The organism is Lysinibacillus sp. (genome assembly GCF_032093475.1).
GTDB lineage: Bacteria > Bacillota > Bacilli > Bacillales_A > Planococcaceae > Lysinibacillus > Lysinibacillus irui.
Genome location: NZ_DAMDAY010000026.1, coordinates 24,273 through 40,391, shown reverse-complemented (window position 1 = coordinate 40,391; position 16,119 = coordinate 24,273). Strand labels below are relative to the sequence as shown.

At 38.9% G+C, this 16,119-nt stretch carries 17 protein-coding genes and 1 riboswitch; of the genes, 8 read left to right on the top strand and 9 right to left on the bottom strand.

Annotated elements, in window-relative coordinates; all coding sequences use genetic code 11:
- The 3 genes from RT445_RS08140 to solA form a co-directional block, all read left to right on the top strand.
- A partial coding sequence (locus RT445_RS08140) for an amidohydrolase family protein (protein WP_313470400.1) occupies positions 1–929 on the top strand: 929 nt, incomplete at its 5' end.
- A 55-nt stretch (positions 930–984) separates the two neighbouring features.
- Entirely contained in the window at positions 985–2,334 is a 1,350-nt protein-coding gene (locus tag RT445_RS08135; protein WP_312505443.1) for a uracil-xanthine permease family protein, read from the top strand.
- A 124-nt stretch (positions 2,335–2,458) separates the two neighbouring features.
- A complete protein-coding gene (solA, locus tag RT445_RS08130; RefSeq protein WP_274796223.1) occupies positions 2,459–3,574 on the top strand; it encodes an N-methyl-L-tryptophan oxidase in 1,116 nt (371 codons plus the stop codon).
- 42 nt (positions 3,575–3,616) lie between these two features.
- Here solA and RT445_RS08125 read toward each other — a convergent pair whose 3' ends face one another.
- Genes RT445_RS08125 through RT445_RS08110 form a run of 4 tightly spaced genes read right to left on the bottom strand, consistent with a single transcriptional unit; the run spans position 3,617 to position 7,138 of the window.
- Positions 3,617–4,180, bottom strand: coding sequence for a 5' nucleotidase, NT5C type (locus RT445_RS08125; protein WP_312505441.1), 564 nt, complete (start codon positions 4,178–4,180; stop codon positions 3,617–3,619).
- A 16-nt stretch (positions 4,181–4,196) separates the two neighbouring features.
- The gene (locus tag RT445_RS08120; protein ID WP_313470397.1) at positions 4,197–5,282 is read right to left on the bottom strand and encodes an FAD-dependent oxidoreductase; all 1,086 of its coding nucleotides are present in this window, start codon (positions 5,280–5,282) and stop codon (positions 4,197–4,199) included.
- A complete protein-coding gene (gene ribD / locus RT445_RS08115) occupies positions 5,279–6,391 on the bottom strand; it encodes a bifunctional diaminohydroxyphosphoribosylaminopyrimidine deaminase/5-amino-6-(5-phosphoribosylamino)uracil reductase RibD (protein WP_312505437.1) in 1,113 nt (370 codons plus the stop codon). Before ribD ends, RT445_RS08120 begins: the two co-directional genes overlap by 4 nt.
- A 15-nt stretch (positions 6,392–6,406) precedes the next feature.
- On the bottom strand, positions 6,407–7,138 hold the full coding sequence (locus RT445_RS08110; protein ID WP_312505436.1) for a GTP cyclohydrolase II: 732 nt from the start codon (positions 7,136–7,138) through the stop codon (positions 6,407–6,409).
- Positions 7,139–7,409: 271 nt separating this feature from the next.
- Here RT445_RS08110 and RT445_RS08105 point away from each other — a divergent pair, with 271 nt between their 5' ends.
- The 4 genes from RT445_RS08105 to RT445_RS08090 all read left to right on the top strand — a co-directional run bounded on the left by RT445_RS08105 (position 7,410) and on the right by RT445_RS08090 (position 11,220).
- Entirely contained in the window at positions 7,410–8,045 is a 636-nt protein-coding gene (locus RT445_RS08105) for a GntR family transcriptional regulator (protein ID WP_274796217.1), read from the top strand.
- Between the two features lie 158 nt (positions 8,046–8,203).
- Positions 8,204–9,403 carry a quaternary amine ABC transporter ATP-binding protein gene (locus tag RT445_RS08100; protein WP_274796216.1) on the top strand — a complete coding sequence of 400 codons (1,200 nt, stop codon included), beginning with the start codon at positions 8,204–8,206 and terminating at the stop codon, positions 9,401–9,403.
- A complete protein-coding gene (locus tag RT445_RS08095) occupies positions 9,396–10,250 on the top strand; it encodes an ABC transporter permease (protein ID WP_312505433.1) in 855 nt (284 codons plus the stop codon). The genes RT445_RS08100 and RT445_RS08095 overlap by 8 nt, the downstream gene beginning before the upstream one ends.
- An 85-nt stretch (positions 10,251–10,335) precedes the next feature.
- Positions 10,336–11,220: a glycine betaine ABC transporter substrate-binding protein gene (locus RT445_RS08090; protein ID WP_274796214.1), complete on the top strand. Its 885-nt coding sequence runs from the start codon at positions 10,336–10,338 to the stop codon at positions 11,218–11,220.
- Between the two features lie 44 nt (positions 11,221–11,264).
- Here RT445_RS08090 and RT445_RS08085 read toward each other — a convergent pair whose 3' ends face one another.
- The 3 genes from RT445_RS08085 to RT445_RS08075 form a co-directional block, all read right to left on the bottom strand.
- Complete coding sequence (locus RT445_RS08085; RefSeq protein WP_274796213.1) at positions 11,265–11,579, bottom strand: DMT family transporter; 315 nt, start codon at positions 11,577–11,579, stop codon at positions 11,265–11,267.
- Positions 11,579–11,920, bottom strand: coding sequence for a DMT family transporter (locus tag RT445_RS08080; RefSeq protein WP_274796212.1), 342 nt, complete (start codon positions 11,918–11,920; stop codon positions 11,579–11,581). The genes RT445_RS08085 and RT445_RS08080 overlap by 1 nt, the downstream gene beginning before the upstream one ends.
- A 112-nt stretch (positions 11,921–12,032) precedes the next feature.
- A riboswitch (guanidine-I (ykkC/yxkD leader) is annotated at positions 12,033–12,128 on the bottom strand.
- Positions 12,129–12,159: 31 nt separating this feature from the next.
- Positions 12,160–13,251: a PstS family phosphate ABC transporter substrate-binding protein gene (locus tag RT445_RS08075; RefSeq protein ID WP_396631734.1), complete on the bottom strand. Its 1,092-nt coding sequence runs from the start codon at positions 13,249–13,251 to the stop codon at positions 12,160–12,162.
- A 306-nt stretch (positions 13,252–13,557) separates the two neighbouring features.
- Here RT445_RS08075 and RT445_RS08070 point away from each other — a divergent pair, with 306 nt between their 5' ends.
- Positions 13,558–14,031 (top strand): YbaK/EbsC family protein, encoded by a 474-nt coding sequence (locus RT445_RS08070; protein ID WP_312505427.1) that lies wholly within the window; start codon positions 13,558–13,560, stop codon positions 14,029–14,031.
- Positions 14,032–14,089: 58 nt separating this feature from the next.
- Here RT445_RS08070 and RT445_RS08065 read toward each other — a convergent pair whose 3' ends face one another.
- Together RT445_RS08065 and RT445_RS08060 are read right to left on the bottom strand one after the other, a co-directional pair.
- Positions 14,090–15,340: a glutathionylspermidine synthase family protein gene (locus RT445_RS08065; protein WP_274796209.1), complete on the bottom strand. Its 1,251-nt coding sequence runs from the start codon at positions 15,338–15,340 to the stop codon at positions 14,090–14,092.
- A 25-nt stretch (positions 15,341–15,365) separates the two neighbouring features.
- A complete protein-coding gene (locus RT445_RS08060) occupies positions 15,366–16,025 on the bottom strand; it encodes a hypothetical protein (protein ID WP_312505424.1) in 660 nt (219 codons plus the stop codon).
- Positions 16,026–16,119: the final 94 nt, after the last annotated feature.

Below are 16,119 nucleotides of genomic sequence, written 5' to 3'. Positions count from 1 at the left end.
TTCTTTTAGCTAAAATTTGCGCAGAGAAGGGCCAACGAGGACTAGTCGGAAAAGTGGTCATGGATGATCCAGAGCAAAATCCAGATTTTTATCGTGATGCAAACACACAAACAGCATTAGCCGATACAGAAGAGTTTATTTTAGCAGTAAAAGAACTAGCCAAAACAACTAAACAAGGTGTCTATCCAGTTGTGACACCACGTTTTATACCAAGCTGTACTGACAATGCCTTAAAAGGTTTAGGTGAATTAGCTGCAAAATATGATACACATATTCAGTCGCATTGTAGCGAAAGTGACTGGGAGCATGGCTATGTTAAAGAACGATTTAATAAAAATGATGCTGTTGCTTTACATGACTTTGGTTTATTAGGTAAAAAATCTGTCATGGCACATTGTAATTTCTTAAGTGATGACGATGCACGACTATTTGCTGAAACTGGTACTGCCATTGGCCATTGTCCAATCTCCAATGCCTATTTTGCTAATAGTGTCATTCCTATCGCCCGCTTCCATGCGATGGGTGTTGATATTGGATTAGGCTCAGATGTTTCAGGAGGATTTTCTCCAAGTCTTTTTGATAATGCAAGACAGGCTGTTATGTCATCGAGAATGTTAGAGGATGGTGTAGATACAGCTATAGCTGCTGATCAACGTGGTGTGCCAAATTCACGTATTACCATTAATGAGGCATTTTATTTAGCAACAGCTGGCGGTGGAGAAAGCCTAAGCCTTCCAATAGGCCGTTTACAGGAACACTATACATGGGATGTACAGATCATTGATACAAAAATCCCTTCTGCCAAGCTCCCTATTTTTGATCAGAATGAAGATTTACGCGATATTTTTCAAAAAATGATGTATCTTGTGCGTCCAGAAAATATTCGTGAGGTTTGGGTGCAAGGAAATAAAGTTCATACGAGAGAGTAATATTGATTCTCTAATTTCTATAGTAACTAAATAATTATTTGAGGTGTACATCTTCGTGGAAACGCAACTTAGTAAACAAACTAATGAAACAAGAAAAACCCAGTTAACCGTATTACCAGATGAAAAAGTCTCGATTGGTCAATCAGCCCTTCTAGGGTTACAGCATGTCATGGCAATGGATGTTTACGTAGTCCCATTTTTAATTGCCATGCTTATCGGCTTACAAACTGGCCAGGCAAGTGCATTAATTCAATCGACGTTTATTGCGGCAGGAATCGCAACGATTGTACAAACACATTTTTGTATGAAATTACCGATGGCACAAGGCCCTTCCTATGTCCCACTCGGCGCCATTGTTGGGATCTATGCAGCAAGCGGTAGTGGTGATTTAGGCTGGAGCACTGTGTTAGGTGCTAGCTTAATAGGAGCTATTTTAGTCATTATTTTAGGCTATACAGGCATCTTCAATAAAATTGTCAAAACATTTATTCCACCAATTGTTGGAGGAACAATTATTTTTGTGGTTGGTCTATCCTTAATGCCTGTCGGTTTAAGTGATAATATTTTTAATGGAGCAGGTGCATCCATTAACCAAAATATCTATTTAGCGTTAATTTCAGCAATTGTCTTGATTATTTGTGTTATGTTAGGCACGGTCTTTCATCAAAAAGGACGTCTATTCCGTATTACTTCCGTTATCATTGCCTTAATCGCTGGTAGTATTGCAGCAAATATGATGGGTGTTTTAAATTTATCAGCAGTATCGCAAGCAAAATGGTTTAGTATGCCACAAATTCCCTTCGCAGATTTTGGCTTTAGCTTTAATATTTCAGCAATTATCACAATGGTCATTATTTATATTGTCTTAATGGCAGAAACTACTGGAACATGGTTTGCGATCAGCAATGTCATCGACAAACCATTAACCGATAAACAAATTAATCGTGGTGTTATTGGTGAAGGAATTGGTTGCTTTATTGCTTCATTATTAGGATCAACTCCAGTTACGGGCTACTCTACCAATGCAGGTGTTATCTCTATTACAGGGATTGCAAGCCGTCGAGTATTTATCGCTGCGGGTATTTGGTTTATCGTCTTCGGGTTCTCTGGTAAATTAGCTGCACTTATTTCAGCAATTCCGTCTGCCGTCATCGGTGGTGTATTTGTGATTGTCTGTGGCATAATAGCCATTAGTGGTTTACAGGTCATGAAAAATGAACGTATTGGTGAAAAGGAAATGTATGTGATAGCAATCCCTATCATTTTAACGTTAGCTCTTTCTTTATTGCCTGATGATTTCTTATACTCGTTACCTACAACTGTTCAATATTTATTTGGCTCACCCATAGCAACTGCTGCCCTCGTTGCTATTATCCTCAACAAAGTTCTACCAAGCTCAAAGTAGTAAATCTGACGTGCACAGCACCTTCGTCCATTAGGAGAGTAGGTGCTGTGCTTATTTACTTTCAAAAATTTCTGTTTCCTTAACGATTCATCTGTTATACTAGAGCAAAAAAGTAGGGATTAAAATGGTATATGATGTCATAATTGTGGGTGCTGGCTCTATGGGAATGGCTGCTGGTTACTATTTAGCTAAGGCTGGAAAAAAAGTCCTTATGCTAGATACTTATACTCCCCCTCATCAGGAAGGTAGCCATCATGGGGACACACGAATTATCCGTTATGCTTATGGGGAAGGCGCTAGTTATGTGCCTTTTGTCAAAAGAGCTGGGGAGCTTTGGCAGGAGCTCGAAACGCTAGCAGACGAACATTTATTTTTACAAACAGGGGTAGTAAATATTGGCGAACCAACATGTGCTTTTATTCAGAACGTGAAAGCTAGTGCAGCATTTTATGGCTTAGCACTCGAATACTATTCAGCAGCTGAAGCAATGAATAAATGGCCAGGGCTATCCTTGCCAGTAAATTTAGTAGCTTATTTTGAGCCGACAGCAGGTGTCCTTCGTGTGGAAGCGTGTATACGAGCTTATAAAAAATTAGCTTTAGAAGCTGGGGCAAGCCTACAGACAAACGAAAAAGTACTGACCATCCAAGCTGGAGAAATGGTACAAGTTCAAACAGCACAAAACATCTACAAGGCGAAGCACTTAATTGTAACTGCAGGTGCCTGGGCAACGGAGTTACTCCAAACGCTTGGTATAACTATTCCAGTAACACCAACTCGGAAAACTTTTGCATGGTTTGACGCAGATGAGCAGCTTTATCATGACGAGGTTTTTCCAGCCTATTGCTTTGAATTTGCCGATTCGACCTACTATGGCTTTCCAAGTATTGATGGGACAGGATTGAAGCTTGGACGACATGATGGCGGTGAAGCGATTAATCCAAATGAACCGTTACGACCATTTGATGAAGCCGACAGCGTTGACTTACAAAACTTTATCGATCAGTTCATGCCCCAGCACGGAGCATTAAAATACGGAAAAACATGTAAATATTCGATGACACCAGATGAAGATTTCATTATCGATTTTTTACCTGAACATCAAAATATCATCATCGCTGCAGGCTTTTCTGGACATGGCTTTAAATTTAGCAGTGCCGTTGGAGAAGTATTAGCGGATTTAATCATTGACGGCAAAAGTAAACAGGATTTAACAACCTTTCAGCTTAGTCGATTTTAACAAAATAAGGATTGGTACAACGGTATTCGTTGCACCAATCCTTTATTTTTGTAGCATCCCTTGAAACTCTTGCCAATCATATAAGCGTGGTAGATTCACATGTTGGTTATAGGATTGATTTTTTAACATAACTTTAGTCCTTACGTCGTTCAGCGTTTCCAGCACAGCTGGTTTATCATCTACATAAATATCTAAAGCAAGCTCTTTTATAATGGCTACTTTTTCTGTATCTTGCATCCCACAGAAAAAACGTCCTTCGGTAATGGGAAAACCTTGCTCTTCCATCCATGCTTTTGTTTGCGCACAATACTGCTTAGGACGAGAAGTAACATAGTAAATCTCATGTCCTGACTCGGCTAAAGCTTGCAGTGTTTCTAAGGCGTCCTTAAAAGGAGGACAGTTCGTAAAATAAATTTCCTCTAATGTGCTATTCCACATTGCTGAACCTTCCTCATCCGTTAAACCAAAAGGTTCATGAATTTCTACTCGTTGTAAGGCTTGAAAGGTTTCAAAGGAAACATTCTTCCCTAGTTTTTGATTGTAAAGAGAAAAGGCATGTGCTCGTAAATCAATTAATGTGTCATCTATATCAAAGCCAAACTTCATCTAGTTGTTCGTCCCTTCAAGAAGCCTTATTGATGAAATTATCAGCAAATGTTTGCTCTTTTTCAATTTGTTTTGCTAATACTTCTTCAATGGCTTGCTTACGCATTTGTTGAAAATCTTGTACATTAAAATGTGCTAGCGTGTCTTTATTTAGTAATGACGCAAGACACTCTGCATCCTTCAGTGCACTATTAAGCCCAAAGGCGCCAGTGGGTGTCATAGTATGAACAGCATCCCCTAACAAGACAAGACCTTTTGTCCCCCAGCTATGACAATGGCTACTGAAGACATCCAGCAACACAAAATCACGCCAAGATGTTATACGCTCCGTCACGGTCTTCGCTAACTCTGGAAATGCATCCGAAAGCTGTTGTATAAATGGTGTAAACACTTGTTTTCGAAGCTGTGGGAAGCTCCCTTGTTCAATATTCCAGCCAATTTGAATAAAGCCCCCGACTTGTGTAAACAATGACAGTTGCTTATCTTCGATTAATGCCATTTTAATTGATGGTTCCCAGCCAGGAGGGGCAGGAATTTTAGCCCATAGTAAATCAAAGCCATGTTTATGTTTTTGAGCATCAATATGTGCTTGCTTACGAATGGTAGAATAGCGGCCATCAGCACCAATTATTAACTGACTATTGATTTTTATCGTGTCTCCACCTTTTATTGCTGTGACCCCTTTATAATATCCAGATGCATCCATAACGAGCTTTATTACCTTTGTATGTAGTAAACATGTAAAGTTGGGTAATAATTGTGCTTTTTGTATAATGGCTTTTAATAAATGTTTTTGCGGTACATGTATACCTAAATGCCCTACTCCCTCATCAGGATATATCGTTTTAAAAGGTCTACCTTCTGCGTAATACTCAAGCTTCTCCATTCGTAATACGCCAAGGGATTCGACTGCTTCAAAAAGATGATGGTTTTTTAAAACAGCCTCGCCCTCCTCATTTAAATGCTCGCCACGAAATGCCTGGCCGAGTGCTGCGTTCTGCTCTAGTAGAATCACGGATAACCCTTTTTGGGCTAATAAATAGGCCAGCAATGTTCCAGCTGGTCCTGCTCCTACTATACATACATCCGCATGGTAATTCATTTTTCCTCACCTAGCTTTGGATAGGCAATAATTCGCAAATCCTCGCCGACTTTATCAAATGTAGTAACTTCAACATTCCATGCTTCGTTCATAAAAGAGGGATTATAGCCAGCAAATGGCGTTAACGATAAATTCCCTCCCAGAACTTTAGGGGCAATATACACCACATACTTGTCAATAGCTCCTAGCTGTAAAAATGAAGCATTCACTTTACTTCCACCTTCTAGTAGAATATCTGTAATGCCAAGTTGATAAAGCTGTTCAAGCATCTCATCAATCTGAAGTCCGTGTTCATTTTTGCCCACAGGTAAAACCGTGACACCTTTCTCTGTAAACTGATCAATCTTGTCTTGGCTTACGTCCTTACTACAAACAAGAATCGTTTGTGCTTGCTCTGTATTTAACACATTCGCAAGGTCAGGTGTACGTAGAGAACTATCCATAATAATACGTGTTGGATGTTTTCCATTCCCTTCCTTTAATCTTGTTGTTAAAGTAGGATTATCAGCGATGACTGTACCAACACCTACTAAAATTCCATCTACTTCATGACGAATTTGGTGCACATCCTCACGCGCTGCCTCGCCTGTCACCCACATAGAATGCCCTGTATGTGTGGCAATTTTCCCATCTAAAGTCATAGCAAATTTTGAAATGACAAAGGGGCGTTGCGTCAACATATTGTGAATAAAGCGTTCATTTAAACGGCGCGCTTGTTGCTCTAAAATCCCCACTTCTACCTCTATTCCAGCATCTCGAAGCAATTGAATGCCACGCCCTGCTACAGCTGGGTTAGGATCTTGCATAGCAACCACAACACGACGTACTCCAGAATCCTTCACTAAATTCGCACAAGGAGGTGTTTTGCCATAATGTGAGCAGGGCTCTAGCGTTACATAGAGCGTCGCACCGTGTGCATGTTCACTAGCCATGCGAAAAGCATGCACTTCTGCATGAGGTTCACCTGCTTTTCTGTGTAAGCCTGTGCCAACAATCACGCCGTCCTTCACAATGACTGCCCCAACAAGTGGATTTGGGTTAGTATTTCCTTTCGCACTAGCTGCTAAATCTAGTGCTAATTGCATATACTTTTCATCTAAATTCGTCATGATCGTAACCTCCACTCATTGCTTTTCGCGTATATGTCCAGATTTTTCAACCTTTGTTTCTAAATAATAACGGTTCGTCTCCGTCAACCCACCCCATAAAGGTACATGCCCTTCTGCTGCCAAGCCGCGATCCTCTAAAGCAGCCAGTTTTTTAGGATTATTTGTAATAAGTGTTACCGGTTTAGAACGCAGCGTAGCTAGAACGGCAAGTGCTTCTTCATAAGAACGAGTATCGTCCGGGAAGCCAAGAGCATGGTTTGCCTCAACCGTGTCTAACCCTTCCTCTTGTAATAAATAAGCAAGAGATTTAGAGAATAAACCAATACCACGGCCTTCATGGTCTGCTAAATAAAAAATTGCTCCGCAGCCATGCTCCACAATCATTTTCATGGACTCATGCAATTGATAGCCACAATCACAGCGTTGGCTGCCAAATATGTCACCTGTGTGACAAATACTATGCATTCGGATTAAAGCATCTTCTGAATGGGTAAAATCACCATATACAAGGACTGATGATTGCTGTAAAAAGGCTAAATTGGCAGTGGCTAATCCATCAATGATTTCTTCTTTTGATAAATTCGCATCAACTTTAAGCCAGTTATACCATTGAAATGTGGCAGAAAAATCACCTTGTTTAATCGGTAAATTTACAGGTCCAACAAGGCAAATATTTTCTGTGTCGGTATACTTCACCATTGTCATTTTATCTTTCACTAAGTCCATAACTTTAGTCGTAATTGTCATTATAATCTCCAACCTTCTATAGAAACAGTTGGGGTAAATACACCAACTGAGCACATGTATTTTCACAGCACTTACATAACGTAACTTAGTTTATAATAATAACTAAAAAGTGTCAATCAACAGCTATTATTCTTTGATTATAAATATAAGATACAAAAATTTTAACATTACTTTTACATCATATACTACTAGCTTATGGAGATGCTATTTTTTCTGTGCAGGCTAGTCTATAATAAGCTGTGGTACCTGTAATGACGAAAGGAAGTTAAGAATGAACTTAGAAAAAAATGTTCAAGTAAAACAGCCAAAATATCAACAAATAGCCAATGACCTTGCATCAAAGATCGTGGAACGAAAATACCAAATTGGCGATAAAATATATGCAAGATCCTCTTTAGCAAGTCAATATAATGTTTCGGCGGAAACTGCAAGAAGAGCCATTGCTGTTTTACAAGACTTAGAAATTGTAGAGGCCTCAAAAGGTAGTGGAGTTATCATTAAATCTTATGAAAAAGCGGCACATTTCGTTAGACAGTTTCATGATGTTCAATCTATACATGAAATACAAAATGAACTTTTGACTAGCATCCAAAAACAGCATCATGAATTAATTAATTTACAAGATAAAGCAAAGCAGCTAATTAGCCGCACAGAGCATTTCCGTTCAGTCAATCCTTTCATTCCCTATCAATTAGAAATGACAGCTGATAGCCCTTGCATTCATCAAACAGTACAAGCATTAAACTTTTGGCAAAATACATCAAGTACCATTGTAGGAATTCGACGTGGTAATGAATTATTACTATCCCCTGGACCTTATGTCTCATTCGAAGAGGGAGACATTATTTATTTTGTCGGTAATGATGAAAGCTTTGCCAGAGTTCAAAGCTTTTTATATCCAAATTAAAATCCGTTTAAGCGCTGATATAACAGCGTTTAAGCGGTTTTTTTCTTTTTTGTCGATTTGACAAAAGTAACAACCCTTTGCTACAGTAAAGTTGTTACTTGTTTATTTTTGGGTATCATTATCCTCACATAGTAATAATTTACGAAAGGAGTGCTTCTATGGAAAAAATTAAAATAGAACACGTATCGAAAGTGTTTGGCAAACATATTCCCCAAGCACTAGAACTCGTTAAGCAACAAAAAAGTAAGACTGATATCTTAAAAGAAACAGGTGCAACTGTTGGTGTATACGATGCAAGCTTTACTGTCAATGAAGGAGAAATTTTCGTCATTATGGGTTTGTCAGGTAGTGGCAAATCAACCCTTATACGGCTCTTAAACCGCCTTATTGAACCAACGAGCGGAAATATATATATTGATGGAGAAAATATTTCTACAATGGGAAAAGAAAGTCTACGGACTGTAAGAAGAAACAAAATGAGTATGGTATTCCAAAACTTCGGTTTATTCCCCCATCGTACACTACTTCAAAACACCGAATACGGCCTTGAAATTCGTGGTATTTCAAAGGAAGAACGACAAGCAAAAGCTGAACAGGCTCTAGAAAATGCTGGATTACTTGCATACAAAGATCAGTATCCAAGTCAATTATCTGGTGGTATGCAGCAGCGTGTTGGGTTAGCGCGTGCACTTGCAAATGACCCTGAAATACTGCTAATGGATGAAGCTTTTTCTGCACTAGATCCTTTGATTCGTAAAGAAATGCAGGATGAACTACTTGATCTACAACAAACATTGAAAAAAACGATTTTGTTTATTACACATGATTTAAATGAAGCATTACGCATTGGGGACCGGATCGCTATTATGAAGGATGGTTCTATCATTCAGATTGGTACAGGGGAGGAAATATTAACCAACCCAGCAAATGATTATGTCAAAACATTCGTAGAGGATGTGGACCGTTCTAAAGTATTAACAGCTGAAAATGTTATGGTACGACCTGTTTACGTTAATGTAGACTTGGATGGCCCTACAGTAGCACTCAAACGCATGCGACAAGAAGCAGTTAGTTTATTAATGGCTGTTGATAAAAATCGACACTTAAAAGGCTATATTACTGCGGATGATGCACTAGCTGCAGCTAAAAAGCATGAACAGACCGTCCACTCCATTGTGCAAACAGAGGTGCTAACCGTTCCACCAGATATGCTATTACAAGATATTCTAGGGATGATTTATAATTCACCTACTCCTATCGCAGTTGTAAAAGATGACCGCTTACTAGGGGTTCTCATTAGGGGCGTTGTCATCCAAGCACTTTCAACGAGCGATGAGGAGGCCGAAGTACATGAATAATTTTTTAGATAATATTCCAACAATACCACTAGCTCAATGGGTAGAATCAGCTATGGACTGGTTGACGAGTAATTTTTCAGCGTTCTTTAACTCTATTCAGCAATTTGGAAAACTACTCATGAATCAGGTCACTGATTTATTAATGGGTATCCCAGCCATTATTCTTATATTACTTGTAGTGATATTTGCCTTCTTCGTTTCAGGCAAAAAATTCGGGCTAGCTGCATTCTCATTAATAGGTCTCTTGTTTATTTATAATCAAGGACTATGGACACACCTTATGGAGACAACTACACTCGTGCTCTTTTCAAGTATTATATCCATCATTATCGGTATTCCACTTGGTATTCTAATGTCGAAATCTACAATAGCTGAAAACATTATTAAACCAATACTTGACTTCATGCAAACAATGCCTGGTTTTGTTTATTTGATCCCAGCAGTTGCCTTCTTCGGCATCGGGATTGTGCCTGGTGTTTTTGCATCTGTTATTTTCGCTTTACCCCCAACAGTACGTATGACAAACCTCGGTATTCGTCAAGTACCGAAGGAATTAGTCGAAGCAGCAGACTCCTATGGTAGTACCGCTAGTCAAAAACTATTTAAAGTAGAGATTCCTTTGGCTAAATCTACGATTATGGCCGGAATTAACCAAACCGTGATGCTATCACTTTCTATGGTAGTTATTGCTTCTATGATTGGAGCACCGGGTCTAGGACGAGAGGTATTAACAGCCCTTCAACGTACACAAGTTGGGAATGGCTTTGTTGCAGGCCTAGGCTTAGTTATTTTTGCTATTATTATTGACCGCTTAACACAAAGCTTTAATAAAAAGAAAGCATTATAGAAACATAGTTAATCTTTCTCGCCGGCATGCACCTTATGGATAGTGTTGGCAGTTTGATAAAATGATAAATAGAAAGGGAGATTCGATGAAACTAAAGACAATATCAAAGTTAGGAATGGCTCTAGGTCTAGGCTTCATGCTCGCTGCATGTAGTGGAGGCGATTCAGGCTCAAGCTCTGGAAAAACCAGTGATTCTAAGGAGGTAAACCTTGCCTATGTTGAGTGGGATACAGAAATCGCCTCAACGAATGTTGTTGGGCAAGTTCTCGAAGATTTAGGTTATGATGTGACATTAACTCCTTTAGATAATGCAATTATGTGGGAGGCTGTCTCTAAAGGGGAAGCTGACGGAATGGTTGCTGCATGGTTACCACATACACATGCATCACAGTACGAAAAATATAAAGCTGATTTAGATGAGCTTGGAGAAAACCTTGCTGGTGCAAAAATTGGCTTAGTTGTTCCAAGCTATATGAATGTTAACTCTATTGAAGACTTAACAAATGAAGCTGATCATACAATCACTGGGATTGAACCGGGTGCTGGTATTACGGCTGCTACGGAAAAAGCAATAGAAGAATATGATAATTTAGCAGATTGGAACTTTATTACTTCTTCTTCTGGCGCAATGACAACTTCATTGGCTAAGGCGCTGAAAAATGAAGAAGAGATTGTTGTCACAGGTTGGTCACCTCACTGGAAATTTGCGAAATATGATCTTAAATACTTAGAAGATCCAAAAGGTGTATATGGTGGAGAAGAAACCATTAATACATTTGTTCGTAAAGGCTTGAAAGAAGATTTACCAGATGTATACTCTGTTTTAGATAACTTCCACTGGACAGCAGAAGATTTAGAAAGCGTAATGCTAGAAGTAATGGATGGTAAAGATCCAAAAGACGCTGCGAAAGAATGGGTAGAAGCTAATCCAGATAAGGTAGCTGAATGGACAAAAGATGTAAAGAAATAATATAAGAAAACAGGCACTTCCGCTTATGCAGGAGTGCCTGTTTATTATGATAACAACTTCAACATGACTGCCGCCCCTAATACAAGGATAATACAAACAATACGGCGCCAGTCCTTGGATTCATTAAAAAATAGCATTCCTAGCAGTGCTCCCCCAGCCGCACCGATTCCTGTCCAAATAGCATAGGCTGTACCCATTGGCAATGTTTCCATTGCATAGGCAAGACCTGCAAAGCTTAAGGTAAATGCAAAAATCAGTAATCCTAAATTTTTCATACTTTTCATCTTGTTATATTTACTGATCATATATACACCCATCATCTCACACAATCCTGCAATCACTAATGCCATCCATGCCATTATTCAGTCACCTCTTGATCCTTTGACTCTCCAGTTACAAGCTTTAAGCCGACTACTCCTGCGAGTAACACTACAATACATACTATTTTTGCTAATTTCCATGGCTCCCCAAATAACAAGCTATCCGCACAAACAGTTCCAGCTGTCCCTAAACCGACAAAGACAGCATAAACCGTACCAACTGGTAAATGCTCCCCTGCCTTAATAAGCAGATAAAAACTTACAAAAATAGCAATGGCAGTACCTAGCCATTCCCATACACTTGTTGCATGCTTTAAACCAATGACCCAACATACTTCAAAGCAAGCCGCTACAATGACACTTATCCACTGTTTATTCATAAAAACCCCTCCATTTTATAAGACACGGACGATTAACCGTTGTTTAGCATTCACTTTGTGAGTTAATTTAATCCAAACAAAAAAAGCCTGAAGAAACTGTTTTAAAAACAGTATCTCCCAGGCTTTTATCCTTCCGTGTCACAAAATCAATTTGTGGTTTTCTCTCGGACCAGACTAGCAAGGCTACGGAACCCTAGAAAACTATTCATTCGATTGTTACTCTTAGTATAGCAAACTATTTAATGATTTTCCAGTGGTACATAGCCGACCTTTTCAACCATGACTTGCCCTTCCTCAGAAAGAATCCAATCAATTAATTTTTGTGCATTGTGATTTTCTGTTCCTGCTGTGATTGCATAAAATTCTGATACTAAAGGGTATGTACCATTTTGAATATTTTCTTTAGTCGGTACCACTCCATCAATAGCTAATAATTTAATTTTTTCATTTTTGACCATCTCTGTCGAATAATATCTAAACGTAAAGCCTATGGCATTTTTATAATTTCGGTATTGCGAAACTTCTCGGATGATTCCTCCCATTCCCGACACGATGTCTTCAGAAGGTGCTTTCATCAATGGCGTATTGCCCATCAATTTTTCTAGTGCTGTTTGACTGCCACTATCTGCTGGACGTTGGAAAGCACGAATTGTCTCGTCCTCGCCACCTACCTCTCGCCAATTGGTAATTTCGCCCGCGTATATTTTTTTCACCTGCTCTAGAGTTAAATTATCGACACTGTTTTTATGGTGCACGAAAAAGACAAATGCCTCTCGTCCTATTGGTGTCATATTTAACGTCAGACCTTCCTTTTCTGCTTGCCATTCCTGTGAGGTGGACGGTGCTGCCACAAAGATAAGATCAACATTTCCTGTAATTAAATTTTGATAAGCTTCAGGTGTTCGATTAACTTGTACTCTACTATTATACGGAGCATAGTCACTTTTTGGATAAGTGGCCTCTACAAAAGCTGCGTACAAAGGATACAGAGCCGTCGCACCATCTAAACGTGGTAATGACTCCGATAATTGTAAGGATGCTTTTGCGTCAGTCTTTTCCACTTTATTGCCCTGTGCAAATGGCTGATAGGCCGTTACATCAATTTCTGCATCGACAGTCGGGATACTCATTTTATAATAATGTTGAATCGGTTTGATGGAGGCAATCAATAAGGCAATCCCCATAGCACCAAATAACAAGCCTCTTCTTCTCTTAGTGTTGATCCATTTAAACATGCTAGATATAAAAAAGACAAATAAACAAACAGGCACGGTAAACACTAAATGCATAAAATGTATACTTCCATTCAGTGTAACAATAAGCGCAGCCATTAATGTGACAACCGATAAACATATTAACACCGATACAATTTGTATAATTCTAATATCAGATACCCTCCTCCAGTGTAATTTTACACTTCTAAACTAATCGTACTGGAAAGATAAAGCATTCACAACTGTTTATTCAGAAAATTATGTTAAAATTAAATTTATCCTGATTCGGCATAGCTTTAATTTCAAAGGTTTAACATTTGGTTGCAAAGGCTAGCATTTCGTTAGAGTAATACTTTTAAAAAAGTATTAAACTGGATAGCACTATGTCGAATGTAATAGAGATAAGTAGGAGGAGTTGTACATATGGCAATTGAAAAAGTACGTAATCATTTAGCACAATGGCATGTTGAGCACAAGATACAAGAATTAGAAGAAAGTTCTGCAACCGTTGAATTAGCTGCACAGGCACTCGGCTGTGAGCCTGAACGTATAGCAAAATCTTTATCCTTTCTGGTGAATGACGGTGCCGTATTAATTGTTGCTGCAGGCGATGCTAAAATCGATAATGCCAAATTTAAAGCGGTCTTTGGGATGAAGGCTAAGATGCTAGCAAGGGATGACGTTGAAAAAATGATTGGGCATGATGTTGGAGGCGTTTGTCCTTTTGGTGTAAACGAAGGGGTGGCCATTTATTTAGATGACTCACTGAAACGCTTCACAACTGTATTTCCAGCATGCGGTAGTAGCAATTCTGCCATAGAGGTAACCATTTCAGAACTCGAAACGTATACTCCCTATAAAGAATGGGTTGATGTATGTAAGGGCTGGAATGATTAAAAACAATAATCGGCGAAACTTATCAAAAGGTCTCGCCGATTCTACTATTAATGACTTACTATTCCTTGTAACCCACTGCTAACCAATGTGAATCCCATTCAGTAATCTGATTGCCGACGCGACAGCTTAAACCACACGCTCGATTATCAGCAACAAATGAACCGATTAGCCATTTTTTAGACTGATATCCCTCTTTTAGCTGAATCGTTATGTTAGGCATCTCTATATACTGCTGATAAATAAACAAATTATCATCATAATGGGAGGATTGAGAGGCATTTAGTTTCTTCCCACTACCTTCGTAAATCTCCACAGTATTTCCTTCACGTGAATAAACAGGTTTCTTCACATAAGGCATATCCTCACGAATAAAAGGCTCTGCTGTAAGATATGTAGGTAGCATAAATTGCTGAATTGCTGCTCTTTCCTCTGCTGTAAAGAGTAGTGGGTCACTTCTCCGCTCCCATATTAACCATAATAAGATTTTCGATTGTAAGACATAAGCTGCAGGTGGATTAATGATGGCTAGCTGTCGCTTTTTGACAAGCTCTAATAATTGTAGCCCAATACGATCCCCATCTGAAGCTATATCATCTATTAAAAACTCTGCAGGATGTGCAGGACGAAATAAAATATCAATTTTCTCCATAGCAGGTGTATAAAGACCTTGAGACACATTTGACGTATCACTAGAAAAAATGGTTAGTTTCTGAATAGGTACATACTCAATTTCAAAAGGAATACAGCTCTTAATAAATTGCACCTGACAATACTCTTCATAATCCTCTGTTGCCATTTTTCCGGTGATCACAATCTTTGGCTTTTTAACATCGTTTACATATTGCATAGCAGCAAAAAGTGCACCTGACAACGTTTTTTGTAAAGCGGTCACATCATTTGGGTTTTTAAAACTAAAATGCTGACAGAGCTGTTCATTCATTTCAAAGGTTTCTTGTACAAGAAAAGGTGTTTCTCCATTCAACTCTAGACATTTAATATGACCATCCTCTGTACAAATAAAGTCAAAGCGAGCCAGAACAGATTGCTGCTGTAAATAATCTAGTTGAATATAGGGTATCATTTCGGGACGAATTCCTAAGGCTAATAATTGATCGCACGATAAATGCTTAAATTGTTTCCCTACTTTTAAAAAGATACGCCAAAGTATTTGTGTGGCATAGTGAAGTTGATCGATTTGTTGTTTTGGCAATTCTAAAACATCATAAAGTGCGTACTCTAAATCCTCAAAATCAGGGAAGAAGTGGGGAAATTTAGAATAGAATGCTTGTCGTTGTTGTGTATAATTCATTAGTTTTTATGCTCCCTTTTCAAACTTACGAGGAGGACGAGCCGCCACGAGAGGCCCCACCTGAACCGAAGCCAGATTTCCCTGTACTAGAGGAGGAAGAACTATTGGAATAGGAGTTCGAGCTTTTTGATGAGCTGTCCGTTGAATTGGAGCGCTGACCACTTGAATAGGAGTTTGAACTACTCGGTGTAGAGCTACTGGATGTTGTACCAGCCTTTTCTTGAGTGCTGTTCGTGAGACCATTTGTTTTACTTTCATCCTTAGCATTTTGGGTTGATCGAGGTACAGTAGAACCACCACCCCCGCTTTGTTCATCTCGATCTGTGCCATTTTTTAAATTGCGGCTTTTATAAATGGCACTTCCGATCATTGCGCCCGCCGTTGCATACATGAGACCATTAAAGAAATGCTGAGAATAATACGGGGAATCTTCATCGATACATTCATAGGAACCATCGTCCCCCTCTTGCCATTCATCACAGGCATCAGCCATTTCGCTATTATAAACATTTATTAATTCATCACTCGTTGCTTGAGTTTGTTCTTCGCTTGACGGATTAGTAGCAGATGTTGTTGTAGGATTTTCCTCTACTATTTTTGTTTCACTATTTCCACATGCGGCTAGCTGTACAGCCATAAAAGATGCCGTTGTTACAGCCATATATTTTTTTATTTGTTTTGCCATATTTTCAAATGCTCCTTTATTTCATGTAACTAATCTACGGATGTGATTAATAGTAGGTTTCACTTTTTACAAAATCATACAATATTTATTTCTC